At 67.7% G+C, this 26425-nt stretch carries 23 protein-coding genes and 2 pseudogenes; 12 read left to right on the forward strand and 13 right to left on the reverse strand.

Annotation, left to right across the window (positions count from 1 at the left end; translation table 11 throughout):
• Nucleotides 1-8 precede the first annotated feature (8 nt).
• Both Q8A52_RS28165 and Q8A52_RS28170 read left to right on the forward strand, forming a co-directional pair.
• Entirely contained in the window at nucleotides 9-1223 is a 1215-nt protein-coding gene (locus Q8A52_RS28165) for a cytochrome P450 (protein ID WP_316756447.1), read from the forward strand.
• Between the two features lie 34 nt (nucleotides 1224-1257).
• Nucleotides 1258-2326 (forward strand): annotated as a pseudogene (locus Q8A52_RS28170) (IS630 family transposase).
• A gap of 7 nt (nucleotides 2327-2333) precedes the next feature.
• Here Q8A52_RS28170 and Q8A52_RS28175 read toward each other — a convergent pair.
• Together Q8A52_RS28175 and Q8A52_RS28180 are read right to left on the reverse strand one after the other, a co-directional pair.
• On the reverse strand, nucleotides 2334-3467 hold the full coding sequence (locus Q8A52_RS28175; protein ID WP_316756449.1) for an IS630 family transposase: 1134 nt from the start codon (nucleotides 3465-3467) through the stop codon (nucleotides 2334-2336).
• 134 nt (nucleotides 3468-3601) lie between these two features.
• On the reverse strand, nucleotides 3602-3925 hold the full coding sequence (locus Q8A52_RS28180) for a hypothetical protein (protein ID WP_316756451.1): 324 nt from the start codon (nucleotides 3923-3925) through the stop codon (nucleotides 3602-3604).
• A gap of 485 nt (nucleotides 3926-4410) precedes the next feature.
• Between Q8A52_RS28180 and Q8A52_RS28185 the strand changes: the two genes are divergently transcribed.
• Nucleotides 4411-5298 carry a prohibitin family protein gene (locus tag Q8A52_RS28185; protein ID WP_316756453.1) on the forward strand — a complete coding sequence of 296 codons (888 nt, stop codon included), beginning with the start codon at nucleotides 4411-4413 and terminating at the stop codon, nucleotides 5296-5298.
• Between the two features lie 447 nt (nucleotides 5299-5745).
• On the opposite strand, the gene Q8A52_RS28190 is transcribed toward Q8A52_RS28185, so the two are convergent.
• Together Q8A52_RS28190 and Q8A52_RS28195 are read right to left on the reverse strand one after the other, a co-directional pair.
• Nucleotides 5746-6891 (reverse strand): RNA polymerase sigma factor, encoded by a 1146-nt coding sequence (locus Q8A52_RS28190; RefSeq protein WP_316756742.1) that lies wholly within the window; start codon nucleotides 6889-6891, stop codon nucleotides 5746-5748.
• A gap of 8 nt (nucleotides 6892-6899) precedes the next feature.
• Nucleotides 6900-7148: pseudogene (locus Q8A52_RS28195) on the reverse strand (YciI family protein); the annotation flags it as partial.
• Between the two features lie 28 nt (nucleotides 7149-7176).
• Between Q8A52_RS28195 and Q8A52_RS28200 the strand changes: the two are divergent.
• Nucleotides 7177-8298: an IS630 family transposase gene (locus tag Q8A52_RS28200; RefSeq protein WP_408649265.1), complete on the forward strand. Its 1122-nt coding sequence runs from the start codon at nucleotides 7177-7179 to the stop codon at nucleotides 8296-8298.
• Nucleotides 8299-8930: 632 nt separating this feature from the next.
• On the opposite strand, the gene Q8A52_RS28205 is transcribed toward Q8A52_RS28200, so the two are convergent.
• Complete coding sequence (locus Q8A52_RS28205; RefSeq protein ID WP_316756455.1) at nucleotides 8931-9191, reverse strand: DUF7683 domain-containing protein; 261 nt, start codon at nucleotides 9189-9191, stop codon at nucleotides 8931-8933.
• A gap of 415 nt (nucleotides 9192-9606) precedes the next feature.
• Here Q8A52_RS28205 and Q8A52_RS28210 point away from each other — a divergent pair, with 415 nt between their 5' ends.
• Together Q8A52_RS28210 and Q8A52_RS28215 are read left to right on the forward strand one after the other, a co-directional pair.
• Nucleotides 9607-10230: a DUF6230 family protein gene (locus tag Q8A52_RS28210; protein WP_316756457.1), complete on the forward strand. Its 624-nt coding sequence runs from the start codon at nucleotides 9607-9609 to the stop codon at nucleotides 10228-10230.
• Between the two features lie 18 nt (nucleotides 10231-10248).
• A complete protein-coding gene (locus Q8A52_RS28215) occupies nucleotides 10249-10800 on the forward strand; it encodes a DUF6114 domain-containing protein (RefSeq protein ID WP_408649266.1) in 552 nt (183 codons plus the stop codon).
• A gap of 553 nt (nucleotides 10801-11353) precedes the next feature.
• Here Q8A52_RS28215 and Q8A52_RS28220 read toward each other — a convergent pair.
• Nucleotides 11354-11794, reverse strand: a complete 441-nt coding sequence (locus Q8A52_RS28220; protein WP_316756459.1) for a nuclear transport factor 2 family protein — start codon at nucleotides 11792-11794, stop codon at nucleotides 11354-11356.
• Between the two features lie 120 nt (nucleotides 11795-11914).
• Here Q8A52_RS28220 and Q8A52_RS28225 point away from each other — a divergent pair, with 120 nt between their 5' ends.
• Entirely contained in the window at nucleotides 11915-12490 is a 576-nt protein-coding gene (locus Q8A52_RS28225) for a TetR/AcrR family transcriptional regulator (RefSeq protein ID WP_316756461.1), read from the forward strand.
• Nucleotides 12491-12513: 23 nt separating this feature from the next.
• On the opposite strand, the gene Q8A52_RS28230 is transcribed toward Q8A52_RS28225, so the two are convergent.
• The 5 genes from Q8A52_RS28230 to Q8A52_RS28250 all read right to left on the reverse strand — a co-directional run bounded on the left by Q8A52_RS28230 (nucleotide 12514) and on the right by Q8A52_RS28250 (nucleotide 17120).
• Nucleotides 12514-12696, reverse strand: a complete 183-nt coding sequence (locus Q8A52_RS28230) for a hypothetical protein (RefSeq protein WP_316756463.1) — start codon at nucleotides 12694-12696, stop codon at nucleotides 12514-12516.
• Between the two features lie 32 nt (nucleotides 12697-12728).
• Entirely contained in the window at nucleotides 12729-13169 is a 441-nt protein-coding gene (locus tag Q8A52_RS28235) for a cupin domain-containing protein (protein WP_316756465.1), read from the reverse strand.
• Nucleotides 13170-13291: 122 nt separating this feature from the next.
• On the reverse strand, nucleotides 13292-14254 hold the full coding sequence (locus Q8A52_RS28240) for an alpha/beta fold hydrolase (RefSeq protein ID WP_316756467.1): 963 nt from the start codon (nucleotides 14252-14254) through the stop codon (nucleotides 13292-13294).
• Nucleotides 14255-14431: 177 nt separating this feature from the next.
• Nucleotides 14432-15949, reverse strand: a complete 1518-nt coding sequence (locus tag Q8A52_RS28245; protein ID WP_316756469.1) for a flavin-containing monooxygenase — start codon at nucleotides 15947-15949, stop codon at nucleotides 14432-14434.
• A gap of 1 nt (nucleotide 15950) precedes the next feature.
• Entirely contained in the window at nucleotides 15951-17120 is a 1170-nt protein-coding gene (locus tag Q8A52_RS28250) for a patatin-like phospholipase family protein (protein ID WP_316756471.1), read from the reverse strand.
• A gap of 29 nt (nucleotides 17121-17149) precedes the next feature.
• Between Q8A52_RS28250 and Q8A52_RS28255 the strand changes: the two genes are divergently transcribed.
• From Q8A52_RS28255 to Q8A52_RS28275, 5 genes are all read left to right on the forward strand, one after another.
• The gene (locus Q8A52_RS28255; RefSeq protein WP_316756473.1) at nucleotides 17150-17734 is read left to right on the forward strand and encodes a TetR/AcrR family transcriptional regulator; all 585 of its coding nucleotides are present in this window, start codon (nucleotides 17150-17152) and stop codon (nucleotides 17732-17734) included.
• A gap of 889 nt (nucleotides 17735-18623) precedes the next feature.
• Entirely contained in the window at nucleotides 18624-19964 is a 1341-nt protein-coding gene (gene lat, locus Q8A52_RS28260; protein ID WP_316756474.1) for an L-lysine 6-transaminase, read from the forward strand.
• Between the two features lie 29 nt (nucleotides 19965-19993).
• Nucleotides 19994-21547, forward strand: coding sequence for an aldehyde dehydrogenase family protein (locus Q8A52_RS28265; RefSeq protein WP_316756476.1), 1554 nt, complete (start codon nucleotides 19994-19996; stop codon nucleotides 21545-21547).
• A complete protein-coding gene (locus Q8A52_RS28270; RefSeq protein ID WP_316756478.1) occupies nucleotides 21544-23799 on the forward strand; it encodes a thiamine pyrophosphate-dependent enzyme in 2256 nt (751 codons plus the stop codon). The genes Q8A52_RS28265 and Q8A52_RS28270 overlap by 4 nt, the downstream gene beginning before the upstream one ends.
• A 113-nt stretch (nucleotides 23800-23912) precedes the next feature.
• Complete coding sequence (locus Q8A52_RS28275; RefSeq protein WP_316756480.1) at nucleotides 23913-24536, forward strand: LysE family translocator; 624 nt, start codon at nucleotides 23913-23915, stop codon at nucleotides 24534-24536.
• Here Q8A52_RS28275 and Q8A52_RS28280 read toward each other — a convergent pair.
• Both Q8A52_RS28280 and Q8A52_RS28285 read right to left on the reverse strand, forming a co-directional pair.
• The gene (locus Q8A52_RS28280) at nucleotides 24533-25105 is read right to left on the reverse strand and encodes a TetR/AcrR family transcriptional regulator (RefSeq protein WP_316756482.1); all 573 of its coding nucleotides are present in this window, start codon (nucleotides 25103-25105) and stop codon (nucleotides 24533-24535) included. The two genes, Q8A52_RS28275 and Q8A52_RS28280, sit on opposite strands and share 4 nt — an antisense overlap.
• 193 nt (nucleotides 25106-25298) lie before the next feature.
• Nucleotides 25299-26177 (reverse strand): SDR family NAD(P)-dependent oxidoreductase, encoded by an 879-nt coding sequence (locus Q8A52_RS28285; protein ID WP_316756484.1) that lies wholly within the window; start codon nucleotides 26175-26177, stop codon nucleotides 25299-25301.
• Nucleotides 26178-26425: the final 248 nt, after the last annotated feature.

Below are 26425 nucleotides of genomic sequence, written 5' to 3' on the forward strand. Positions count from 1 at the left end.
AAGGCGAGATGACCACGACCCAGACGCCCGACACGCTGCGCCGGATCCTCGACTACTCCTCCCGGGCCGACCCGTACCCGCTGTACGCCGAGCTGCGCGAGACGCCGGTGGCCGTGCAGGAGGACGGCAGCTATGTCGTCAGCACATATCGCGAGATCACGGACCTACTGCACGACCCGCACCTGAGCTCCGACGTCCGCAATCTGTCACGTCCGATGCCCGGCGCCGAGGGCGGCGCCACGCCGGCGTTCATCAACCTCGACCCGCCCGAGCACGACCGCCTGCGACGCATGGCGATGCGCCACTTCGGCCCCCCGCACACCCCAGGGCTGGTGACCGACCTGGAACCCGACCTGACCTCCATCGTCGGCAGTCTGATCGACGACTTCGCGGGCAAGGAGCAGGTCGACATCGTCGACGACTTCGCCTACCCGTTCCCCGTCACGGTGATCTGCCACCTGCTCGGCGTGCCACGCGAGGACGAACCGACGTTCCGCCTGTGGGTGAACGACATCATCAACTCGATCGACTACGACCCCAAGACCGACCCGAAGGAAAAACTGGACAACGGCGTCGAGGCCCGCAAGGCCTTGCGCCAGTACCTCGGCGGGCTGCTGGAGCAACGCCACGGCCGACCGGGTGACGACCTGTTGACACGGCTGGCCAACGATGACGGGCCCGACGGGCGGATGACCGACGAAGAAATCATCAGCACCGCGAACCTGCTGCTGATCGCCGGCCACGAGACCACCGTCAACCTGATCACCAACGGCATGCTGACGCTGCTGCGCCACCCGGAGGTGCTCCTGCGACTGCGCGACGAACCGGGTCTGGTCGTCCCCCTGGTCGAGGAACTGCTGCGCTACGAGCCGCCCGTGCACATCATTCCGTGGCGCGCGGCCTACAGCGACATCACCGTCGCCGACACGGTCATCCCCAAGGGCTCGCAGATCATGCTCATGCTGGCCTCGGGCAGCCGCGATCCGAACCGCTTCCACGACGCCGACCACTTCGACCCCGATCGGCGGGACAACCAGCACCTCGGATTCGGCAGCGGCATCCACCTGTGCTTCGGCGGCCCGATGGCCCGGCTGGAAACCCAGATCGCGCTGAGCGAGCTGGCACGCCGCCTCGACCGACCCAGTCTGGTCGCCGACCCACCGCCGTACCGGCGCAGCCCAGTTCTTCGCGGTCCGATCCATCTGCACATCGAGCAGAGCTAGTGTCCTGCGCCAGTAGTTGATCGTTAGTAGTTGTGTGACTTCTGCTGCTGGTGCGTCAGTTCCCCGTCGGGGCCCGAAGCTGGAACCGTTGCTGCTGTCTGATGATGAGCGGGCGGTGTTGGAGCGATGGACACGTCGGGCGACTTCGGCCCAGGCGCTGGCTCTGCGGGCGCGGATTGTGCTGGCGTGCGCGGGGCCGGAGGTGCCGGCGATCGTTGCGGTCGCCAGGGATCTTCGGGTGACCGCGGACACGGTCCGCAAGTGGCGGCGGCGTTTCCTTGCCGAGCGGCTGGACGGGCTGGCCGATGAGCCCCGGCCAGGACGGCCTCCCACGATCAGCGTCGATCAGGTGGAAGCGGTCGTGGTCACCACGCTGGAACAGCTGCCGAAGAACGCCACCCACTGGTCGCGGACATCGATGGCCGAGCACAGTGGTCTGTCGAAGTCGACCGTGGGCCGGATCTGGCGCCAGTTCCAGCTCAAGCCGCACCTGGCGGACACGTTCAAGCTGTCGACCGACCCGTTCTTCGTGGAGAAGGTCTACGACGTCGTGGGTTTGTACTTCAACCCGCCCGAGGGCGCGGTGGTGCTGTCGGTGGACGAGAAGTCGCAGATCCAGGCCCTGGACCGGTCCCAGCCGGTGCTGCCGATAATGCCGGGCATGCCCGAGCGGCGCACCCACGACTACGTGCGCAACGGCCTGACCACCCTGTTCGCCGCCTTCGATGTCGCCACTGGACAGGTCATCACGGCCCTGCACCGCCGGCACCGGGCCATGGAGTTCAAGAAATTCCTGATCCGGATCGACAAGGAGGTGCCCGCTCACCTGCAGATCCATCTGATCGTGGACAACTACGGGACCCACAAAACACCGGCGATCAAGGCCTGGCTCGCCAAACATCCCCGGTTCGAGCTGCACTTCACCCCGACCGGCTCCTCCTGGATCAACCAGGTCGAGCGGTGGTTCGGCTACCTGGCCCACCAGATGATCCGCCGAGGCGCACACAAGAACATCCAAGCCCTTTATCTGGACCAAGACCGCCGAAGAGATCCTCGACTCCCTCGCCCGCTTCTGCCGACGGATCTCTGGCGCAGGACACTAGTGCCGCATCAGGCAATGTTCGCCTTGTTCACGACCTCGCGTAGGCGTTCGTCGGCGGCGTGTTTGTTCCGCCAGATGATGTAGCGGCGGATCATGCTTCCTTGCTCCTTGTGGCTGGTGTGGTCGGTGCCGTCGAGGGCGAAGTAGCGCAGGGCGGTGAACTGGGCCTCGATGCGGTTGAGCCATGAGCTGTTGGTCGGGGTGTAGGCGATCTCCACGTTGTTCGCCGCCGCCCACGTCGCAACCCGCTGGCACCGCTTCGTCGTCAGGTGCGGGGAGTAGTTGTCGCAGACGATCGCGATGCGCACGTCCATCGGGTGCAGTGAGCGCAGGTAGCGGCAGAACTCCAGGAACCTCGACCTGTTCTTGGTCTTCTTGACGTGCCCGTAGAGCTGGTCTTTGGCGAGGTCGTAGGCGGCGAACAGGTGCCGTACCCCGTGCGGGCGGGTGTAGGTCGCCCGGCGGCGGGGCCGGGGCTCACGGTCGGGATCCTTGTGCCGGCCGCCACGTTCGGCCCATTGTCGGCCGGCGTGAGGCTGGAGATTGAGCGGTCCGAACTCGTCCAGGCAGAAAACGACTTCGGGCTCGCCTTTCTCGGGTATGACCTCGCCGTCGGCGATCGCGTAGAGATGCTCGACGCGGGCCTTCTTGGCCGCGTAGTCCGGATCGCGTGAAGCCTTCCAGGTCTTTATGCGTTGAAACGAGACGCCCTCCTCGCGGAGCAGGACCCGAAGGCCCTCGTGGCTGATGTCGTCGACCACCCCCTCGGCGACCAGGAAGTCGGCCAGCTTGGCCAGGCTCCAGGTCGAGAACGGCAGGCCGTGCTCGGCCGGCCTGGACTTGGCAATCTTCTTGATCTCCCGGCGTTCCGGCAGGGTGAAGATTCTGGGCCGGCCGCCCTTGTACTTGGGGTAGAGCGAGTCGAAGCCATCGGTGTTGAAGTTGTGGATCACGTCCCGGGTCCGGTCCGCACTGGTGAACGTCACCTCGGCGATCTTCGCCACGGGCATGCCCTGCGCAGATAACAGCACCATCTGGGCCCGCCGCCAGGTCACCACCGAACCGGTGCCTCTGCGGATGATCCGCAGCAACCGCCTGCCCTCGTCGTCATCAATCTCCCGGACCCGCACACGCTCAGCCACCTGATCATTCTGGCCGTCCGATGCCGACCGGCGCAGCAAGCCGAGCGATACGTCACGACAGGGCAAACGTTGCCTGATGCGGCACTAGCTGCCCCCGAGCGTCGCGATGAGCGTCGTACGCCGATGTGCGCCGCCTACTCCGGAAGGCTTTGCGTCACCTTCAAGCCGTGATGGGCGAGATGAGTTGTAAGGAGCTGAGCCATGACGCCGGCCACGTCGTTGGGCTTGAGCAGACGGTCGGCCTCCGTTCCCCCCGTGGGAAAGCCGTAGTGCTCGGGCCAGACGATGGCCCGGCTGAAGAAGTCGCACAAGACGTCGAAAGACTCTTCATCCGAGCGATCGGGAGCGGTCTTGCCCAGCGCCGTCAGGCCGGCCTCCACGACGGTGTTGATGTATCGTCGGCGCGCGTTCCTCTGGTGCCGAGCGTCGCTGGAGGCACTCTCCTCGGATACCTCCACCACGCGAAACCTACGATGCTCTCCAGCTCGACCCAGTACCGTGGCAGGTCGTTGTCCTGAACCTCGGCCGACTCATCCGGCGCGTGCTTCGGATCCTCGATTCAGGCCCTTTCCGACACCGCAAGCTCGTTCGGGTTCTGATTCGATGGTGACTCACTCATCCGCTCTCCTGACAACCCGCTGTTGCAAGCCAGTTGAGGGGATGCCCCAGGAGCGGTGCAACAGGTCACGGGGGTGGCGCGCGCTGCTCGCAGGCTCATCGAAGGCGCGTTCGTGAAGTGGACTCAACACGGCATGTATACATCGTGTGTATAGATGCCATGTGGAGAAAACGCATCCTGCTGCCGGCTGCGGTGTACCGCATGGTCCGCGCTGTGCCGGACGAACCGCGGGGGTTGCGTACGGCGTCGGAACCGGGGCTCGTTACGATGCGCTGCCGGTCGCGCCCAAGGCGGCGCGGATCCGTTTCCGGAGGGGGATTACCTGTGTTCGTGCTGTCCATCCTGCTGCTCATAGCGGCGGTTGTGCTGTTTCTCGTCGGCCGCACACGCGACACCGGGAGTTGGAAGCTCGGTGCGGTGCTCAGCGCCGTGGCGGGTGTGCTGGCCGGCGTCTTCGCCTGCGTCTATGTCGTGAGCGCCTATGAGGTCGGCGTGCCGGTGACCTTCGGCAAGGTCGGTACGCCACTGGCCTCCGGCATCCACTTCAAGTCGCCCTTCACCGACGTCACGGCCTACTCCACCCGCCCGGTGGACCTCAACCTCTACGACAAGGACGTGGTCGAGGTGCGCTCCTCGCAGGGAGGTGTGCTGTACGCGGACGTCACCATCAAGTGGGCGGTGGTGCCGGGGAAGGCGGTCGCGCTCTACCGGCTGGCGGGCAGTGAGGAGTCCATCCAGGCGCGCCTGGTGCTGCCCGACAGCCGCGAGATCATCCGCAACGTCTTCGCGAAGCACACCAGTGAGGAGGGCTACGCCTCTGCCCGCGAGCAGATCGGCTCGCAGATCGAACGCCTCATCAAGGAGCGCCTGGCACCGCGCGGGATCGACGTCACGGCTGTCAACCTGCGCAATGTGAGGCCGTCGGACAAGCTGCAGGAACAGATCGACAAGAAGATCCAGCAGGAGCAGGCCACCGAGCGGGCCGTCGAGGCGTCGCGCACGGCCAAGGCGGAGGCGGAGCGCAAGCGGATCGAGGCGGAGGGCACCGCCCGCGCCAACAAGATCATCGAGAAGTCGCTGAGCGACAAGGTGCTGTACAACCAGTGCCTGGAAGCCTACAGAGAGGCCGCCAAGGCCAACCCGGTGTACGCGGTGCCGTGCGGCACGGACTCGAACGGCACACCGGTCATCGTGAACAACAGCAAGAACTAGCCGGAACCCGGCTACGCCTGAACATAGAAGCGTTGGCCTACGACATGGCCACAGAGGCTCCGCCCTGGATACAGGGGCGGAGCCTCTGCGCTGCATCGGAACTACGGACCTACCCCGGATCCGCGACGAGCAGCGGCCCTGTCCGACGGCGCATTGGCGGTGTGTGCGGGCTAGCCGGTGTCCAGCGCGGCCACCAAGCTTGTCCGTCGAGCAGCAGGGCGACCGTGGCGTCGAGGAAGCCGACGCTGCCGCAAAGCAGTCACCGGTCTTGAGGCGCAGCGGCTCGGCTCCATCGGCGCCGAGCCAGCAGGAGCCGTCAAGTACATGCCGAGCAAGCTGGCGGAGGCAGTGGACGATTGCCCGTCTCGACCGGTGCGGGTAGGCGGGACAGGACGCCAACGAGGGTCCTGTGCCGGTGGGTCGAGACTTCGAGCAGTGCGCGACCGGTCAGCGACACCGGCGGGAGTTGAGCCGCGCGGCCTGGCGCGTCAGGTGGTCGCGCTCTGCGAGGTTGGGCGCCTTTTGGGCCGCCTCGGCGTACAGCCGTGCCGCCGTTGCCAGGTCGCCGTCGCGCTCATGGAGGTACGCCGCCACCGCGGTGTGGCGGGGCAGTGAGTCGTCCAGCGCGGCGAGCACGGCCAGCCCGGCGCGCGGTCCGTCGGCCTCGCCGACGGCGACCGCGCGGTTGAGCCGGACGACCGGGCTGTCGGTCAGGCGCGTGAGCTCGTCGTACCACTCGACGATCTGCACCCAGTCGGTCTCCTCGGCGGTCGGCGCGTCGGCGTGGAGTGCGGCGATGGCGGCTTGGGCCTGGAACTCGCCCAGCCGGTCGCGGGCGAGGGCCGTCTGCAGGATTTCGACGCCCTCGGTGATCAACTCGGTGTCCCACCGGCCGCGGTCCTGCTCGGCGAGCGGCACCAGGCTGCCGTCGGGAGCGGTCCGGGCGGCGCGCCGGGCGTGGTGGAGCAGCATGAGGGCGAGCAGCCCCGCCACCTCGGGGTGGTCGATCGCGGCCGAGAGCTGCCGGGTGAGCCGGATGGCCTCGGCGGCGAGGTCGACGTCGCCGGAGTAGCCCTCGTTGAAGACCAGGTAGAGGACACGCAGCACGGTGGCGACGTCGCCGGGCTGGTCGAGCCGCACGCCGGAGACGGTGCGCTTGGCCCGGCTGATTCGCTGCGCCATGGTCGCCTCGGGCACCAGGTAGGCCTGGGCGATCTGGCGGGTGGTGAGTCCCCCGACTGCGCGCAGCGTGAGCGCGACCGCGGACGCCGGCGTCAGCGACGGGTGGGCACACAGGAAGTACAGCTGGAGCGTGTCGTCCACTGCAGGCGCGGGTCCGGGTGCAGGCTCCTCGTCGACGAGGTCCTCACGCCGGCGGCGGGCGGCGTCCGCCCGGGTCGCGTCGAGGAACTTGCGCCAGGCCACGGTGACCAGCCAGCCCTTCGGATCCCGCGGCTGGTCGGCCGGCCAGCCGCGGACGGCCTCGACCAGCGCGTCCTGCACGGCGTCCTCGGCCGCCGAGAAGTCGGCTCCGCGGCGGACGAGGATGGCGAGCACGCTCGGCGTGAGGCTCCGGAGCAGGGCCTCGTTCATAGGAGAGGTCACTCCGTGATGGTGGGCGGCTCGGCGAGGAACGGGCGCAGCTCGAGCCACTCGTGGATCGGCTTCCCGCCCGCGCCGGGAGCGGCCGACAGCTCCCCGGCCAGCTCGACGGCGCGCTCGTAGCTGTCGACGTCGATCACCATCCAGCCGGCGATGAGGTCCTTGGTCTCGGCGAACGGGCCGTCGGTGACCGGCGGGCGTCCCTCGCCGTCGTACCGGACCCAGGTCCCTTCGGGGGCTAGTGTCCTGCGCCAGTAGTTGATCGTTAGTAGTTGTGTGACTTCTGCTGCTGGTGCGTCAGTTCCCCGTCGGGGCCCGAAGCTGGAACCGTTGCTGCTGTCTGATGATGAGCGGGCGGTGTTGGAGCGATGGACACGTCGGGCGACTTCGGCCCAGGCGCTGGCTCTGCGGGCGCGGATTGTGCTGGCGTGCGCGGGGCCGGAGGTGCCGGCGATCGTTGCGGTCGCCAGGGATCTTCGGGTGACCGCGGACACGGTCCGCAAGTGGCGGCGGCGTTTCCTTGCCGAGCGGCTGGACGGGCTGGCCGATGAGCCCCGGCCAGGACGGCCTCCCACGATCAGCGTCGATCAGGTGGAAGCGGTCGTGGTCACCACGCTGGAACAGCTGCCGAAGAACGCCACCCACTGGTCGCGGACATCGATGGCCGAGCACAGTGGTCTGTCGAAGTCGACCGTGGGCCGGATCTGGCGCCAGTTCCAGCTCAAGCCGCACCTGGCGGACACGTTCAAGCTGTCGACCGACCCGTTCTTCGTGGAGAAGGTCTACGACGTCGTGGGTTTGTACTTCAACCCGCCCGAGGGCGCGGTGGTGCTGTCGGTGGACGAGAAGTCGCAGATCCAGGCCCTGGACCGGTCCCAGCCGGTGCTGCCGATAATGCCGGGCATGCCCGAGCGGCGCACCCACGACTACGTGCGCAACGGCCTGACCACCCTGTTCGCCGCCTTCGATGTCGCCACTGGACAGGTCATCACGGCCCTGCACCGCCGGCACCGGGCCATGGAGTTCAAGAAATTCCTGATCCGGATCGACAAGGAGGTGCCCGCTCACCTGCAGATCCATCTGATCGTGGACAACTACGGGACCCACAAAACACCGGCGATCAAGGCCTGGCTCGCCAAACATCCCCGGTTCGAGCTGCACTTCACCCCGACCGGCTCCTCCTGGATCAACCAGGTCGAGCGGTGGTTCGGCTACCTGGCCCACCAGATGATCCGCCGAGGCGCACACAAGAACATCCAGGCCCTGGAAGCCGACATCCGCGCATGGGTCAAAGACTGGAACGAAGACCCCAAGCCCTTTATCTGGACCAAGACCGCCGAAGAGATCCTCGACTCCCTCGCCCGCTTCTGCCGACGGATCTCTGGCGCAGGACACTAGCGCCTGACCGTCCACGAACTCCCCGGTCTTCTCGAGCCGGGCCGCGAAGTCCTGCATGTACTGCACGTGCGCCGAGATCTCCTCCGGCGTCCACTGGTCCATGCGCACGTCGTTGACCGGAGCCGGGGCGCCGCGGTAGTGCTTGAGCAGCAAGTACTTGGCCATGGTGTTTCTCCTCGGTACTGGTGCGACCCATTCTGGTCGCGTTCACCACTGGGACGGAGCCGACCACGGGTTCTCGACATCGTCGTCCCAAATTTTTTTGGGATCTTGTGGATGAGTCTGAGCGAGCCGTCTTGCGGGGTCCGGGTCCAGGGCGTGGCGCGAGGCCGGGGCAGCGCGAGACCCTCCAAGATCAGCAGCGCCTGACCCGCGCTCGGGAGAAGGCAGACAGCCAGGCCACCCGCCTACGGCTCACGGCGCGGACGGCCCCCAGGTTCCGACGAAGAGCGGTACAAGAAGCGGCTCCGCACGTGATCGCCGGGACGGGACGTAGAGGCCGGCAGCTTGATCCGCAGGCCGCGACCTATTGCTCGCTGGTGCGGTGACTGCTGTACCGCAAGGTCGGTGGGCTTGCCTTGGGGGTACGGCGGTTCGTGTCAGATCAGCTTCGGCTTGTCCAGCTGAACCGCTCACCTGTCCTCGTACGCGCCGGTCAGGTATTCAAGTTCAGGATGGGGCCGGCCACATCGGAGGATCGCGTTCACCGCGGGCCACAGCTCGTCGGACACCGGATAGGAGTGGACCATCCAGGGGTCGTCCATATCGGGCCTGATCACTTCCCGCAAACGGAGGATCTGCTCGCGGCTGATGGGGTGCTGGGTGCGCAAGGTGTCGTCCGCCTTGCTGTATCCCTCCAGGACCCAAGCGAGGTCAGGTTCTTCCGTGGACATTCACTGATCATAGGACGGTCCGACATTGATATGAGCGGCTGCCGCAGTGTTCCATTTCAGCGGTTGCGAGCCCCGCTGCTTGGACGAACGCACCGTCATTGCGCCAAGCGGACGGTGGCGAATGAGTGGCTTCGCCGTGCGTGGACTGTGCCCACCGCCTGCCGTCCGCCGATAGGACAGCACTCCAGCGGTGCTCCCGAGCCCATAACGGTCCGCGTTGCGCAACTCAATTGCCACTCGAAAAGCTCAACAAGACGTGTCGTCCGAAGAGCCCAATAAAAGTTGCGTCACTCGAACGCCGGACCTGCCATGCGGACAGTTGCCGTGCCGGGAAGCCTAGGATCCGTCACCGACGACGGGTCAGCGTCCGCCGTGCCTGGAACGGCGGGCCGATTTGACGACTGAAGGAGACAGGATGCCGCATCGCGCAGGCAGAACTCGCTGGAGACGCTTCGCGGCAATTCTGGTCCCCAGCGTCGCAGCCAGCGCAACCATTGCCATCGCCATGGCACAGGGAGTACTCGCCGCGTCATTCCTCATCTCCGGGCAGAAATTCCAGGTCTCAGCGGACACTATGACCGCCCGCGGAGTCAGCATCTACGGCATGGTCGACGTGACCAGGAAGGGCGAACTCGTGCCCGTCTTGGTCACAGGAACCCGGCGCGCGTCGATCACCGGTCTGTGCCAGTCCGTTGTGGTTGAAATTCCAGTGCTCGGCCCGTACACACTGAGAGTCACCGGCGGCAATGAACGGCCGGCCGAGGCATCGAATCTGTTTCTCGACGCGACAAGTCAGGCGGCCGATGAGGTGAAATTCAGGGACCTCGACATCGGAATCGCGCAGGGGGCGATTACCAAGGGGCCGATCAATCCCGGGGACAGGCACTCGCGATTCTTCGACCCCGATGGCGTTGGCCAGCAGGCCGAGTCGTCCACCCTGACCAACGTGCGCTGGACCACGGTCGCGGTCTCTGCCGGCACGTTCAGCATTCCCGGTCTGCTTACTCGCCTCAAGCCAGGCCACCACGAATGCTTCTGATCCCCGTATGGGGAGGTCGTGCCCAAGCCCCACGTCGGCTCTCAGGTGCTTGATGCACACGCCGTGCTGCTGATCAGGACAGGACACGTGATCACCAACTTCTTCGGCAGACGACGCGATCTGCGCGTTGTAGTGGCAGACGCCTGGTGCCGGTTCAGAACCTGGTGTGGACTACGCCCCTTCTGGGCCGGGCTGTTCACGCTCCTGGCCGGCCTGCCGATCCTTTACTGGCCCTATGCGAACCTGGACTTGGGCGGAATTCCGCTGGCTCTGTCGACCACGTCCGGTGCCGGAGCACTGGTCATTGGCGTTCTCCTCATGGTCCTGGGGTTCACTCTCTGGTATCGCCCCGCGGTTCGCGTGTTCGCCGGGGTCGCGACCCTGCTGCTCGCTCTCATCTCCTTTCCCGTGGCGAACTTTGGTGGCCTGTTCCTCGGACTGATCTTCGGCTTGATCGGCGGCTCCCTGGCTTGTGCCTGGCTGCCACCCATCGACGCCGAGCCGTCTACAGGCTCGACGGACTGCGCGGCCTCGGTCGGTTCGGCGGGAGACAGCCACCGTGGCATCTGACAACCCCACCCGTCGGACCGCGGACCTTTCCGCCCCGAGCTTTGCCGGCCGGCCGCACCGAACTGCCCACGCCTGCAGCGACCTCGACGGGACTGGCCAAGGCGGTAGGGGCGGAGCGCGCGCAGCACGGGCGCGATTGGGCGGTGAACATCGATTCCATGTCTTGCGGGCACATCGGCACGCGGAGGGAGGATTTCGGAGTTGCTGTCGTTCGGCGTGAGCGCTCTGCGGGCTGGTGGCCGGTCGGCCTTGAAGTGGGCCAGGTGACTGGAGGGACGCAGCGGCTTCCTGGCCTCTGCTACTTGAGACCGACAGGTCACGTGTGCTCGATCCCGACGCGGTTGGCGTGGTCATATCCGGCCCGGTGCAAGCCGAGCTGCCGGTTGTGCTGTTCCCTGGTGCATTGTCTCAGCATCGGACTTCGGGACCCTGACGGATCACTGGGTGACTCGTGTCTTCGGGTTCCGTGAAAGCGCCCATTGAGTTACTACCGAAGCGCAACGCGGGCCGGAATTCCGGTCTGGGAGTCCCGACCCGCGGCCCTGCATGCGCGCTACTTGCCTTCCAGCGCCGCCACCAACTGCGGCAGGCTGTCGCCGCCTACGATGAGGGCCAGGTGGTCGTGGTAGTCCCGGCTGCTGACGATCAGGCCGCCACGGACCCGTAGTACCTGGATGTTGGCCGCCTCGAAGGTTCGTCCGGTCACCCGGTGGTGCACCCGGTAGTCCCACTCGGCGACGATCACCTCTGGGTCGTCGGTCTCCCGGATCACCACATTCGTCGAGGTCAGCTCTATGGGCGAGAGCGCGCCAACCTGCGCGAACCGCTCCGCGAGCACGGCTCGACCTTCGAACCGGCGTGGCCCCAGCGGCTCGAAGACGGTCTCCACCACGGCGTCCTCGGCATAGAGCTCGGCCAGCTCCGAGAACCGCCCGGCGGTGATGCCTTGGAGCAGTTTCTGGAACACTTCGCGCGGTGACAGGGTTTCGGGCATGACCAACCTCCGGCAGAACACAGTCGTTAGAATCGGACTAGTGACTCCGGTTTCGACGATACGGACTGCCGACTCCGGTTGTCCAGACGGCTCTGCCGTCGGCGGGGAGAGGTGAGAGGGATGGGCGGCGCTCAGGAGCGTCCGCTGCGTGCGGACGCGGCCCGCAACCGAGCCAGGCTGCTGGACGTTGCCACGGAGGTGTTCACCACCCGCGGCGTCGGCGTGCCGACCGAGGAGATCGCCCGGGCCGCCGGGGTCGGGGTCGGCACGCTCTTCCGGCACTTCCCCACCAAGGAGGCACTGCTGGAGGCCGTGATGGTGCGCAGGCTGGAGGTGATGGCGGCCCAGACAGCACAGCTGACCGCCGAGTCCGAGCCCGCCGAGGCCTTCTTCGGCTGCTTCCGCCTGCTGATCGACCAGTCCGCAGGCAAGAGCGATTTCGTGCAGGCGCTGGCCGAGGCCGGAGTGGACGTGCACTCGACCCTCCGCGAGTCGAGTACGGCAATCCAGGCTCAGCTGGGAGAACTGCTGGCCGGGGCGCAACAGGCCGGGGCGGTCCGCCAGGAGCTGGGCCTACCGGAGCTGCTCGCCCTGCTGGCCGGAACCAGCAAGGCCATGGAGCAGCTCGCGGCGGACCCGGCTGCCCGGGAGCGAGTCTTCGAGGTGGTCTTCGCGGGGCTGCGGCCAAGCCGATGACCGGGCGTTGCTTCTTCGGCGATCTAGGCCATGCCCAGTTCCTGGCGGCTCAGGAGATCCTTCGCGACAGCCATGCGCCCTGCCCGGCGGTCCATGGGGGCTTGTCCCACGTTGCGTGTGAAGCGGTCGAAGAATGCCGATCGGGCGAGCGCGGCTGTGCGGGCGAGCGTGTCGACGGTCCAGGGCTGCTCGATGTGTTCGTGCATCTGCTGGATGGCCGGTGCGAGCCGGGGGTCGGTCAGGCCTCGCAGCAGGCCGTGTCGGAGGAGTCGAAGACGAAGTTCCTGCCCAGGATGCGCACGTCCGGAAGCCCGTCCTCGCTGTGGTGCGCCTCGCTTGCGGCATGCGGGATGGTCCTCGGGTCGCGGACGGGAGGGCCCACCGGCTCGAAGCCCGACGGGGTGAAGGCGGGTGTCGACGGCAGGGGGATGAAGGCGCCCTGCTCCAAGGTGACCGGCGGATGGTCCTCGACGGCGAGCAGGCACCGTCCTTCGAGGAGCACGCTGAAGCCGGGCCGGCCGAGCTCGGAGCGGCGCACGCCCCAGGCGCCGGCGCCGCTGATGCTCTTGGAACCGACCTCCACCGCCGCACGGTCGCCGAGAGCCGCGTATGCCAACACCTCCGTGACCAGCGCGTAAGAGAGGGGCAGGCACAGGTGCGCTGCCCAGGGGCGGGCCACGAGGATACGCGGCGCCGACGTACGCGTCGCCAGGCCGAGATGACGGTGGTTCTGCTGGAGACTGAGGGTGATGCGAAGGCTGGTCAGGGCCTTGGCCGGTTCGACGATCCTCAGGGCCGGGCTCAGGAGCCGGCCCTGAGGAACTCGATGAGTGCCGCGTTCACCTCGTTCGGGCGTTCCTGCTGAGTCCAGTGACCGCAGCCCGCGAGTTTGAGGGGCTTGCGCGACAGGTCGGGCATCAGGTCGGTGAGTTTGTCGATGAGTTCGGGCGTGCCCGGGAAGGCCGGGACGACGTCGCGGTCGCCGTAGATGTACAGGCTGGGCCGGGTGACGACGGCGCCGTGCCAGGGAGCGGTCAGTTCCCAGTTGCGGTCGAGGTTGCGGTACCAGTTGAGAGCCCCGGTGAAGCCCTTGGAGAAGCTCTCGGTGAGCGCGTCGAGATCGTCCTCGGTGAACCACTCCGGAAGGACCTCGGGGTCCGGCATGGTCGCGAGCCAGCCGCGCTCGGGGTCGACCAGTGGCTGCTTGCCCTGGCCTGCGTCGGGAGAGTCACCAGAGGCCCAGTAGAAGAACTTCCGCAGGGCGGTGCGCGTGTCCTTGGCAAACTCGGCGTCGGCGACTCCAGGGCGGTTGAAGTAGTTCCAGTAGAAGCGGCCGCCGAACCGCTTGTCCATGGTGGCCAAGGGAGGCTCTGTGCCCCGGAAGGGGGGCGGCACGCTCAGCCCGGCCACCCCGAGCACCATGTCCGGTCGCAGCAGCGCGGTGTGCCACGCGACCGGCGCGCCCCAGTCGTGCCCGACGACGTACGCCTTGTCCTCACCCAGCGCATGGATCAGTCCGACGACATCGCCGACCAGGTGGAGGATGGTGTACGCGTCGACGTCTTCGGGATGGTCGCTGCGTCCGTATCCACGCTGGTCCGGTGCGACCACTCGGAAGCCCGCGTCGGCCAGAGGACCGAACTGATGGTGCCAGGAGTGCCATGACTCGGGGAAGCCGTGCAGGAGCACCACCAGGGGGCCGTTGCCCTGCTCGGCGATGTGAAGCCGAATGCCGTTCACGTCAACCATTCGATGCTCGACCATGTGCGTGAGCGTATGCGTCGTGATCTTCGAACGGCGACGCCGGTCCGTGGACTGTCGCGAGCCTCCCCCATTTGTCTCACAGAGGGCCACCGCGGGCTCGGGTGGGTCCCGCCCGGCAGTGTCCCTGGCCGGCCGGTAGCGGTGCCCGCTCGTCGTGACGGAGCGGTTCCACCGCTTCTACACGGTGACATGCAGTGGTGTGCTCGAAGTGATGTCGTAGGCCTCGGGGTCGAATTCGGCCAGGCGACGCCGCATACGACCTGTCGACCAGGGCCAGCTGAAGCTGTTGCGGCCGTTGTCGTCGAGGTAGTAGCTGGAACAACCGCCCGCGTTGTAGACGGTACGCGGCAGAGCCTGCTGGACCTCGGCGCTGAAGGCGGCCTGGACCTCGGGGCGTACGTCCATGCTGGTCCAGCCTGCGGCGCGGAAGCGACGCACCGCGGCTGTCACGTAGTCCAGTTGTGCCTCGAGGATCGTGTAGGCGGAGGAGTGCCCGGTACCGAGATGTGGCCCGAGCAGAACGAACGCGTTGGGGAATCCATTGACCGTGGTGCCCAGATATGCGTCCGGGCTGCCCTTCCAGTGGTCGTCGAGGCTGGCACCTTCGGCGTCGAACACCCGGTGGGCGATCGGCATGTCGAGGATGTGGAAGCCGGTTCCCATGATGATGGTGTCGACGTCCGCGCCGCTGCCGTCCGCACCGATGACGCGGCTGCCGCGGACGGCCGCGACAGCCGTGGCGTGGACGGTGACATTGGGCCGGGCCAGCGCGGGATAGTACGTGTTCGACAGCAGCAGCCGTTTGCAGCCCAGGGTGTAGTCGGGTGTCAGGGCCTGGCGCAACTGCGGGTCCTTGACCGTCGCTTTGAGGTGGAGCGTGCCGACCCTCTGCACCGCGCGCAGCAGGGACGGGTGCCGGAAACCGATTCCCAGGGTCTCCAGCGCTGCATATTCCACGTTCCGCAGGGCCCGTTGGGCTGCCGGGAGGCGTCGCATGAGCCATCGCTCGGCACGGGGCACGTAGTGGTCGGGCTTGGGCAGCACCCATTGGGCGGTGCGCTGGAACAGATGCAGTCGCTCCACCTGTGGCTGGATGGCGGGGACGAATTGGACCGCCGACGCGCCGCTGCCGACAACGGCGACACGTGTGCCCGTGAAGTCGTGGTCGTGGCGCCAGCGCGAGGAGTGGAAGACCTCGCCGGGGAAGTCGGCCAGGCCGGGGATGTCGGGGAGCAGGGGTTCGTGCCACGGCCCTGCCGCCGCGACCAGGAGGCGGGCCGTGTAGCGGTCCCGGCTGGTCTCGACATGCCAGCGGGCCTGGTGGGGGTGCCACTGGGCACGTATGGCCTCGGTGCCGAAGTGGATGAGCGGGGTGATGCCGTACCTGGCCGCGGTGTCACGGAGATACGCGCGTATCTCCGGCTGGCCCGCGAAGGCACGCGTCCATTCCGGATTGGGTGCGAAGGAGTACGAGTAGAGGGCGGAGGGGACGTCGCAGGCGCAGCCTGGGTAGGTGTTGTCCCGCCAGGTGCCGCCGAGTTCGTCCGCCTTCTCTATGAGGACGAGGTCGTGCACGCCGGCTTGGCGCAGTCTGACGGCCGCTCCGATGCCGGACAGGCCGGTGCCGATGATGAGGACCTCCACGTCGCGGGTCTCGCCGGTGACGGCTGCCGCGGCAGCGTTGGGCCGGGCCATGTCAGGCTCCCGTCCGAGCGTCGAGGCCGTGGCCGGCGGTGGCCTGTGGAGCAGGCAAGTCGGCTGACCGGAGGCGATCGCGGACGGTGGCTCGCGTCGTGCGCAGAGCTGCCTCCAGGACCGTCAGACGACGTCGCCCGTTCATGAAGTTGCCTCCCATCACCTTCAGTTCGGCGGCAGCGGGCTCGATCCGGATGACCCGTGTGCCCGCTGCCTGCAACGCGGCGCATTCGGCGTTCAATGTGCGGGTCATGACGCGGCGGAGCAGCGCCTCCGCGCGGCCGAGTCCAGTGCGTGGTGCGGGGGACGACGAACTCATCGGCGCCACGACGTACACCTCATCGAGGCCACGGGACACCAGAAGGTCGGCCGAGGCGGTGGACATGAGGCCGCCGTCCGCGTAGCGCCGGCCGGCGATGCGTACGGGTGGAAACCAGCCGGGGACCGCCCATGACGCGCGCAGAGCGTCACGCAAGGCGACCGGCGGGGTGTCCGGATGACCGAAAACGGTACGTCGCCCCATGTCGAAATCGGTCGCGACCAGCCAGGTCGCGGGATGGCTGACCCAGCCTCCGGCAGGGGCGAGGAAGTCCGCCAGAGCTGCCAGCCAGTCGGCTGAACCACGTCCTTGGGGCAGCAAGCCGGACAGGCCCGCGAGCGCGGGAGTCCTGCCACCCAGCGCGTGGCGCGTCAGCCGGGGCGATCCGGGGAAGAGCGCGGGCCGTGGCGGCAGGCCTCGGGGAGGGGCCGCGAAGTGGCGGCGGAGTTCGGCTTGGGCCTCTGGGTGGCCGAGTTGCGCGGCGAGGAGTTGTGCCACGCCGATGCCGCTGCCGAGCATGGCCGCCAGTTCCGCCCCGGCCGAGGTGCCCACCAGGACATCGGCCTCGCGTGGGTCCCACTGCACGAGCTGCTCGAGTGAATGCAGCGCGCCGATCGTCCAGGCCGCGCCGAGCGTTCCGCCGCAGCCCAGTACCAGTCCGCGGGAAGGGGTCGTTCGCCTGCCAGTCAAGGTCACTGAGTACTCCGCCCAATCGGGACATCGGGATACCGGCGAGATCGAGATACCGACGGTATCTGAATTCGGGATACTAGCGGTATCCGAGCGGGGTGGACAGCCCATGTCGGGGATAGGATCCGAGGACTTCAAGAACGTCACGAGCCTGCTGGTCAAGCCGCGCAGGCGGGAGAGGGAACGGAAACATGGCCCGCCTCAGCCGCGTTGAGAGTCAGGAGCGCACGCGCGAGCGACTCGTCGCCACCGCGCGGGACCTGTTCTTGCGCAAAGGCTACGGCGCGACGTCCCTCAGCGAAGTAGCGGAGGCGGCCGGGTATTCGAAGGGCGCCGTCTACTCCAACTTCCGCAGCAAGGGCTACCTGTGCCTGGCCGTCCTCGACGACATCCGTGCCGAGCAGCTGACCCTGCTCACCGACTCCGTCATGCACGACGCCCGGATCGAGGACCGCCTGGCGGCGTTCACCGCCTGGAGCGAGGCACACATCGGGGACGAAGCCTGGACCACGCTCGAAGTCGAGTTCCTTACCCAGGCCCGCCACGACGACGAGCTCCGGCATGAGATCACGGCGCGCGTCGTCGCAATCCGCGAGGCACTCGCTCAACTACTCGAGGCCTTGGTCCAGGAGTTGGGCGCCTCCCTGGCCATGCCCGCCGAGCAGGCCGCGATGACGCTGCTCAGCCTCGGCATCGGACTCGGCATTCAACGGATCACCGACCCAGCCGTTCCCACCAGAGTCCTGACCGACACGCTGCGTCTCATCCTGCGTTGATCGTGCCGTGCGTGCTCGCCCACTGCTTCTTGGGCACGTATGTCCCGACCGGGAGGCCACGGGGGAGGGGTGGCTGCACCAAAGCGGCCATCGTGCGTCTCTGGCACGCCGGGAATTCTGTGTCCCCTTGAGTCACAGGGCGTCGGAGCGGCCGGCGGTCAGTTTCTCGAGGCGGGAGACTTTCCGCCGCTGTTGACGGGGACGGTCGGTGCTGCCGCGCCGGCAGGGTTGTCCGGCGGGCCGATTCTGCAGGGCGACCAGTCCTCGTCGGTGGCCGGAAGCACGCCGACCTGGCGGGCGGCGGCAGCGACCGACTCAGGACCGGTTGCGTGGCCATCGTCGCCGCGACCGGGTGACCGGTCCGTCCTGTGGTCGCACACCGATGGGGGGCGGCCGGTTGGATGACATCCTCAGCCGCGACGGCCCGCCTCCACTGTCGCGGCCACGGACCACCGTACGTCCCTCTTCCTCCGCCGTCCCGGTTCGTCGCCGCCGGTGCGGCGTGGTCCGTCAGTCCGAGGCGGGGAGCGCCGGAGAGTGAATCCAGACGCGCTCCCGCGCGGCGCGACGCAGCCACCGAGCCTCGGAGTGAGAGTGCCGTGATGGCCGTGGCCAGTCCGTGCCGTCCCGCGCCGGGATACGCAAGCGCGTGGTCCGCAGGGACGTCGAGCTGCGTTCGTACACCGGAACCAAGAGGAGTCGCGAGATGATCACGAGCGCTGGTCGGGGTCGAGGCCGCAGCCGTGCCCGGATCATCCCATTTTTTTCCGAGCATCTGCCAGCGCACGAAACCTTGTGGCTGGAGTTGCGTCGTACATAAAATACTTTCGCTGCTTCTCGCATTCAGCGAAAGATATTCGGTGAACGGCTATCGAGAGTAGGTGCCTCCATGACGGTTGCTGCTGCGTCGACGGTCCACCCTGACGAGGTGCACGAGAGACTCGGCCGCTATGTGCTGACCGACGGTTTCAAACTTGTGCTCGACCCGCTCGCCAGTCACGGCTCGTGGATCGTCGATGCGCGCACCGGTGAGAAGTTCCTCGACCTCTACTCGTTCTTCGCGTCCGCTCCGCTGGGTCTCAACGCGCCGGGCATCGTGGACGATCAGGCGTTCATGACCCTGCTCGCGCAGGTGGCTGCGAACAAGCCCGCCAACCCCGACATCTACACCACGCACTACGCCGAGTTCGTCGAGACGTTCGCCCGGGTGCTGGGTGATCCCGACCTGCCCAGACTGTTCTTCGTCGAGGGCGGGGCGCTCGCCGTCGAGAACGCGCTGAAGACCGCGTTCGACTGGAAGAGCCGCCACAACGAGGCCGCGGGCCACTCACCCGAGCTCGGCACCCAGGTGCTCCACCTTCGGCGGGCGTTCCACGGCCGCAGCGGCTACACCCTCTCGCTGACCAACACCGAGCCCAACAAGACGGCTCGCTTCCCGAAGTTCGACTGGCCGCGTATCGACGTCCCCGCCGTGCGGTTCCCCCTCGAGCGCCACCTGGCCGAGGTCGAGGAGGCCGAGCGACGGGCCCTCGAGCAGGCGCGGCGAGCTTTCGAGGACAACCCGCACGACATCGCCTGCTTCATCGCCGAGCCGATCCAGGGCGAGGGGGGCGACAACCACATGCGTCCGGAGTTCCTGCAGGCGATGCAGGCGCTCTGTCACGAGTACGACGCGCTGTTCGTGCTCGACGAGGTGCAGACCGGGGTGGGAATCACCGGCACCACCTGGGCCTACCAGCAACTCGGCCTCGAGCCGGATATCGTCGCCTTCGCCAAGAAGGTCCAACTCGGCGGCATCATGGCCGGCCGCCGCGTCGACCAGGTACCCGACAACGTGTTCCAGGTCTCCGGGCGGATCAACTCCACCTGGGGCGGCGGGCTGGTCGACATGGTCCGGGCACGCCGCATCCTGGAGATCATCGAAAGGGACGACCTGGTGGCCCGTGCCGCTGCCGTGGGATCATGGTTCCTGGCCGAGCTACGTGATCTGGAAGTCCGACACGCACCGGTGGCCTCCAACTCGCGGGGGCGCGGACTGATGAGCGCCCTCGATCTGTCGGACAGCGGCGTCCGCGACGAGGTGGTACGCCGGTTGCGAACCGAAGAGCAGGTGATCGCATTGCCGTGCGGTGAGCGTTCGGTGCGCTTCCGCCCTGCCCTGTCCATCACCCAGGACGAACTCGGGATCGCCCTGCGGGCCCTCGACCGGATCCTCGCCGGTCTGCACTGACCCCGTACCAGCCGACAAGGAGCAAAGTCATGGCTCGTTCCGTCGCCTCGATCGTTGCCGGCCGCAGGGTCGCCGGCGCTCCCGGCGGGACTCTCCAGCGCCCCAATCCCGGTCGTACCGCCGAGCTGGTCTCCGAGGTCTCACTCGGCGACGCCGCGACGTTCGTCGAGGCCGCCAGGGCGGCCAAGGCGGCTCAGCGGTCCTGGGCGGACATCCCGGCACCGGTGCGCGGATCCGCGATCGGAAAGATCGGCAGGCTCGTCGAAGCCAACAAGGACCGGCTCGCCCGCATCGTGACCGAGGAGATCGGCAAGCCGTACGCAGAGGCACTCGGCGAGGTCCAGGAGATCATCGACACCTGCGACTTCTTCCTGGGCGAGGGCCGTCGGCTGTACGGGCAGACGGTGCCCTCGGAGATGCCCGACAAGCAACTGTTCACCTTCCGCAACCCTGTCGGCGCGGTTGCGGTGATCACCGCGGGCAACTTCCCGGTGGCCGTGCCGGCCTGGTACCTCGTGCCGGCGCTCGTGACCGGCAACACGGTCGTCTGGAAGCCCGCCGAATACGCCGCCGCGAGCGCGAAGGCCCTGTTCGAGCTGTTCGTGCACGGAGGCGGCCTGCCCGACGGCGTACTCAACCTCGTGCTCGCCGACGGAGAGCAGACGTACGCCGGTCTGGAGGCATCCCTCGAGGGCGGGCTGGTCGACAAGGTCGGCTTCACGGGGTCCACGCTCGTCGGCCAGAAGATCGGCGCCCTGTGCGGAAGCCATCTGCAGACCCCGTGCCTCGAGCTGGGCGGCAAGAACCCCCAGGTGGTCACCCCGAGCGCAAACCTCGACCTGGCGGTCGAGGGGGCGTTGTTCTCCGGATTCGGCACCGCGGGGCAGCGCTGCACCTCCCTTGGGACGCTCATCGTGCACGAGTCGGTGAAGGAGGACTTCCTCGCCCGCTTCGACGCCGCGAGCCGCGCGGCCCGGATCGGCGACGCGTTCGAGGACGTCCTCTACGGCCCGATGCTCGACGAGCGGTTCGCGCAGCGCTACGAGACCTTCCTCGGGTGGATCAAGGACCACCACCGAACGTACGGCTCCGACGGCATCGGGCGGATCACGGCCGACAACCCGCGCAAGGGCTTCGTCGGTGACCCTGAGGCGGGCATGTTCTACCACCCGGTGATCGTCGACGGGGTGCGCCGCGACGACGACCTGTTCCTCAGCGAGACCTTCGGCCCCATCGTCGCAGTGACCACCTACCGGGACTTCGACGAGGCCCTCGAGCTGGCCAACGCCCACGGCTACGGCCTGTCCGCGGCGGTCTACACCACCGATCCGCACGAGGTGTGGTCGTTCCGGCGCGGGATCTCCGCGGGCATGGTCAGCGTCAACAACACCACCTCCGGGGCCGAGGCGCACCTGCCGTTCGGCGGCAACGGCAAGTCGGGCAATGGCAGTCGCCAGTCGGGGCAGTGGGTGCTCGATCAGTTCACCCGCTGGCAGTCGATGAACTGGGACTACTCCGGCCGTCTGCAGAAGGCGCAGATGGACGTGGCCACGCTCGAGCCCGACATGGCCTTCCGCCTGTGAACGGCGTCGAGGACCTGGACCGGCACTTCCGCGAGGCGGTGGCCGGTCTCCGGTCTGCCGCCCACGCTGCCGGTCCGGGGTCGGCGGGCGGCGCTGCCGGTTCCGGGCCGCTCGCCGCCGGCACGGACGCGGCGGTCCAGCTGCGCCCCCGCGCACTGGACGCCCGTACCGCACTGGATCTGTTCGACGCCCAACTGGAGAGCCGGCACGCCGACGCCGCTGCACGCTGGATGCAGCAGCAGGGCCGTGGCTACTACACCATCGGATCGAGCGGGCACGAAGGCAACGCCGCGGTCGCCCTCGCGTTGCGCCCCAGCGACCCGGCGTTGCTGCACTACCGGTCCGGCGCCTTCTACTGCGCCCGTGCCCGGCAGGCCGGCGGCGGTGATGCGGTCAGGGACATGCTCCTGGGGGTGGCCGCCGGGGCGGAAGAGCCGATCGCCGGTGGACGGCACAAGGTGTACGGGCGTCGCGAACTGGCCGTCATCCCACAGACGTCGACCATCTCCTCCCACCTGCCGCGGGCCGTCGGGGTGGCGTGGAGCATCGCCCGCGCCAAGCGGCTCGGGACCGAGTGCGCCTGGCCCGACGATGCCGTCGTCTGCTGCTCCTTCGGAGACGCCTCGGTCAACCACTCCACGGCGGCAGGCGCCATCAACAGCGCCTGCCACGCGGCCTACCAGGGCCTTCCGATGCCAGTGCTGTTCGTCTGCGAGGACAACGGCCTGGGGATCAGCGTGCCGACACCGCATGACTGGGTGCGGCGCGCCTACGGCAACCGGCCGGGTCTCGCCTATTTCGCCGCGGACGGGTGCGATCCGTCAGCCGCCTTCGACACCGCGTGCCAGGCAGTGGCCCATGTGCGCAAGACCAGGCAACCCACGTTCCTGCACCTGTCGATGGTGCGGTTCCTCGGCCATGCGGGCTCGGACGCCGAAGCCGCCTACCGAGTGCCTTCCGAAGTCGCCGCGGATCTGCAACGCGATCCGCTGCTGGCCACGGCCCGGCTGCTCACAACGACCGGCGTCCTCACCCAGCAGCAGGTCCTCGACCGGTACGACGAGGTGGGCGGACGGGTGTTCGCCGTCGCCAAGGAGGCCCTCGACAGCGAGCCCCTGACCACCGCAGCGGAGATCGCCGCCCCCATCGCACCCCGCCGTCCCGACCTTGTTGCGGCTGCGGCACGCCGCACGAGCGAACCACCCGCAGTGCCCGTCGGCGAGCCCGTCACCGTCGCCCAGGCCATCACCCACACACTCGCCGACCTGCTCGGCAGCTACCAGGAGATGGTCGTCTTCGGCGAGGATGTCGGCCGCAAGGGCGGGGTCTACGGACTGACACGGGGACTGCAGCGGCGTTTCGGCAGCGCTCGGGTTTTCGACACCCTGCTCGACGAGCAGGCCATCCTCGGCCTCGCGCTGGGGGCGGGGCTGTCCGGGCTGTTGCCGGTGGCAGAGATCCAATACCTTGCGTACCTGCACAACGCCGAGGACCAACTGCGCGGCGAGGCGGCCACGCTTCAGTTCTTCTCTCAGGGCCAGTACCGCAACCCCCTTGTGGTCCGCATCGCCGGCTACGGCTACCAGCGAGGATTCGGCGGTCACTTCCACAACGACAACGCGCTGGGCGTCCTGCGTGACATTCCCGGTCTGGTCATCGCCTCCCCGTCCCGTCCCGACGACGCCGCCGCGATGCTGCGCACCTGCGTGGCGGCCGGCAAGGTGGACGGAACGGTCAGCGCCTTCCTCGAGCCGATCGCGCTCTACCACACGCGAGATCTCCACACGGAGAAGGACAACGGCTGGCTCGCGGCATACCCGCCCCCCGCACTGCACGTACCGATCGGCCGGGCACGCACCTACGGCACAGGCACGGACCTGACCCTCGTGACCTTCGCCAACGGCCTGCCCATCTCGCTTCGAGCCGCACGCCGACTGGAGCAGCAGGGCATCGCCTGCCGGGTCGTCGACCTGCGCTGGCTGGCACCCCTGCCGCTCGACGACCTGCTGCGCGAAGCACGTGCGACGGGACGCGTCCTCGTGGTCGACGAGACCCGCCGCACGGGAGGAGTGTCCGAGGGAGTCGTCACCGCCCTGGTCGACGCCGGATTCACCGGCGCCGTCCGACGGGTCGCCGGCGCGGACAGCTTCATCCCGCTGGGGAACGCAGCGCAGCTGGTGCTCGTGTCCGAGTCCGACGTCGAGCACGCCGCCGGCGAGCTGCTCTCGGCAGGACCGTCTGCTCATCGGTGACGGTTGGTCAGCTGGTCGAGGAGGTCGGTGGGCAGGGCGGCCAGTGCCTGCGGGGCGGTGACCCAGAGGAAGTGGCCTGGACACGATCGGCGGGCAGGTCGGACGATGAGCGCATGCTCGGTACCCTCCTTGCCTTCCTTGGCGCTTGCACCCTGGTCGCGGCCTCACCCGGCCCCAGCACCATGCTGATCATCCGGCAGTCCTTGCACAGCAAACGCGCTGGGTTCTTCACCGTGCTGGGCAACGAGACCGGTGTGTTCGTGTGGGGTGTCATCGCAGCGCTCGGGCTCACGGCGTTGATCGCTGCCTCACAGCTGGCTTACGACATCATGAGGACAGCTGGGGCAATTGTCCTGCTCCTGTTCGGAATACAGACTCTTCTGGCTGCCCGGCGCGGGCATGCGCAGCCGGTCGAGCAGGCGGCGGCAGACCCTGTCCAATCCGGTTGGAAGACGTACCGCTCGGGCCTGCTGTTGAACCTGGCCAATCCGAAGGCCGCTCTGTTCGCGATGTCGTTCCTGCCGCAGTTCGTGCCGACGGGTGCACCCAAGCTGCCCACGATGATCGCGCTTTCTGCGATGTGGGCGGTTTACGAGGTCGGCTACTACGGCTTGTACGTGTGGTTTGTCGGCCGAATGAAAGCGCTCATCTCGAAGGCTGATGTGCGGCGGCGGCTGGAGCAGGTGTCCGGAGGGGTGCTGCTGATCCTGGGTGTTCGGATGGCTGTCGAGAGCTAGCTCTGACGGACGTACAAGCCTTCCAGCAGCGAGGTCAGATAGCGGCGGGCGGTCTCTGTACGGGCTTCAGGGGCGCCGTGGACGTTCGCGGCGTAGGCGATTCCGCACATCAGCGGGACCAGGTCGTCAGAGGTCAGGTCGGCGCGTACCACCTCGGCATCGCGGGCCCGCTCGAGCAACTCTCTGCCGACCGACGTCAGGGTCCGCTTCAGTTCGGTGGTGCGTGGCAGGGCGTCCGTGGGTGCGGCGGTGACCGGGGACAGAGAAGCGTCGGTGACCTGTGCCTCGATGGTGCGGGTCAGAAAGCCGGCGAGGGCGCGCCCGGGGTTGTCATCGGCCAGCGCCTGCTCGCCGTGGGCGGCGAGTGCCTCCAGGCTGGGGGTGGCGACGGTCTCCAGGAGCGCCTCGGCGGTCGGGAAGTGGCGATACACGGTGCCGACGCCCATGTGGGCACGGCGGGCGATGTCGTTGAGTTGCAATGGTGTGCCTTCGTCGACGAGATCGCGAGCCACGGCGACGATCCGTTCCCAGTTGCGGGCAGCGTCCTTGCGTAGGCGGGCGGTCGTCATGCGAGAAGTCTAACTGGATGGCTCATCCGAATGGCTGTAGGGCGCGATCCGGATGAGCCACCCGTTTCCTCTCCCGAGCGGCCGAGTGCTGAGCCTGTGAGAGGTGCGCGAAGTCACTGCGTACGGCAACCTCGCTGCCCCTGATGGGGAACCGATCCGCCTTACGGTCACGGCTGATCGGCATCAGATCTCGTCACGCATGCGTGAGTGGCGCGAGGTGCTCACTGAGGCGGCGGACGGCTTCGGCGATGCGGGGATCCGTTGCCGAACGGAAGGGGGTGACCGGATGCGCCTGGGGTCCGATGACGACGCCGGTCCGGCCGGCCAGGGAGTCGTCGGTCGCGGCGAAGATCGAAGGCTTGGCCGCCAAGGACGCCGGTCCCGAAGTCGAGCGCTCGAACTTGCGCCGGACCAGCGGCCAGAGCAGCCGCAGCCCCGGCGAGACGATCTTCGGATCGCGCATGGTGCCGTTGGTCATGTCGGTCGCGGCGCCGCCGGGATCTGCGGCGAAGACCGAGACGCCGGTGCCGTCCAGCCGGCCGGCCAGATCCAGTGTGTAGGCGAGGTTTGCCAGCTTGGCGCGGCCGTACCAGTGAAAGCCGTAGTAGCCCCCCGGCGGCTCGACGGAGTCGAAGACGCGCTTTGCGGTACCGATCGCTCCCGAGGTGACGTTCACGATCCGGCTCGGCGCACCGGCTCGCAATGTCGACAGCAGCAGTTCGGTCAGCAGGTAGGGCGAGAGGTGGTTGACGGCGAACGTCGCCTCTATCCCGTCGACCGAGTCCTGTCGGTCCGGGAACATCGCCCCGACGTTGTTGACCAGCACGTTCAGCGGGCCTTCTGCGGCGATCCGACCGGCGAGGGCGCGGACCGCGTCGAGAGAGGAGAGGTCGGCGGCCAGGAACCGGGCGGAGTGCAACGGTGCCGTCGCGTTGATCCGTTCGATTGCACGGGCACCGCGCTCGGCGTTGCGCCCGACCACGGTGACCTCAATGCCTGCCTCGGCCAGCCCCAAGGCGGTCTCCAAGCCGATTCCCGCTGTCCCTGCTGTGACGACCGCTGTCTGCTTCATTGCGCAACCCGTTCTGTGTATCTGGATGAGCTATCCGGTTGATGCCACCGTAGCAGATCCGGATGACCTATCCGGTTTGTTGGGAGTGTTGCGGCTCCGGCAGGGGCGGCCCGTGCTCGCGCCCGGTGCTTGTCGCAGGAGTCCGTCACGGCCGGGGGCCTCGTCGATCTCGGCGCACTACTGGATGTTGTGCGGTTAGGTGATCAGTCGAACCAGACCACGAGTCGAACGTGTTCTGGTCCGTGCAA

It is taken from the genome of Streptomyces herbicida, assembly GCF_032656585.1.
Classification (GTDB): Bacteria; Actinomycetota; Actinomycetes; order Streptomycetales; family Streptomycetaceae; genus Streptomyces; species Streptomyces herbicida.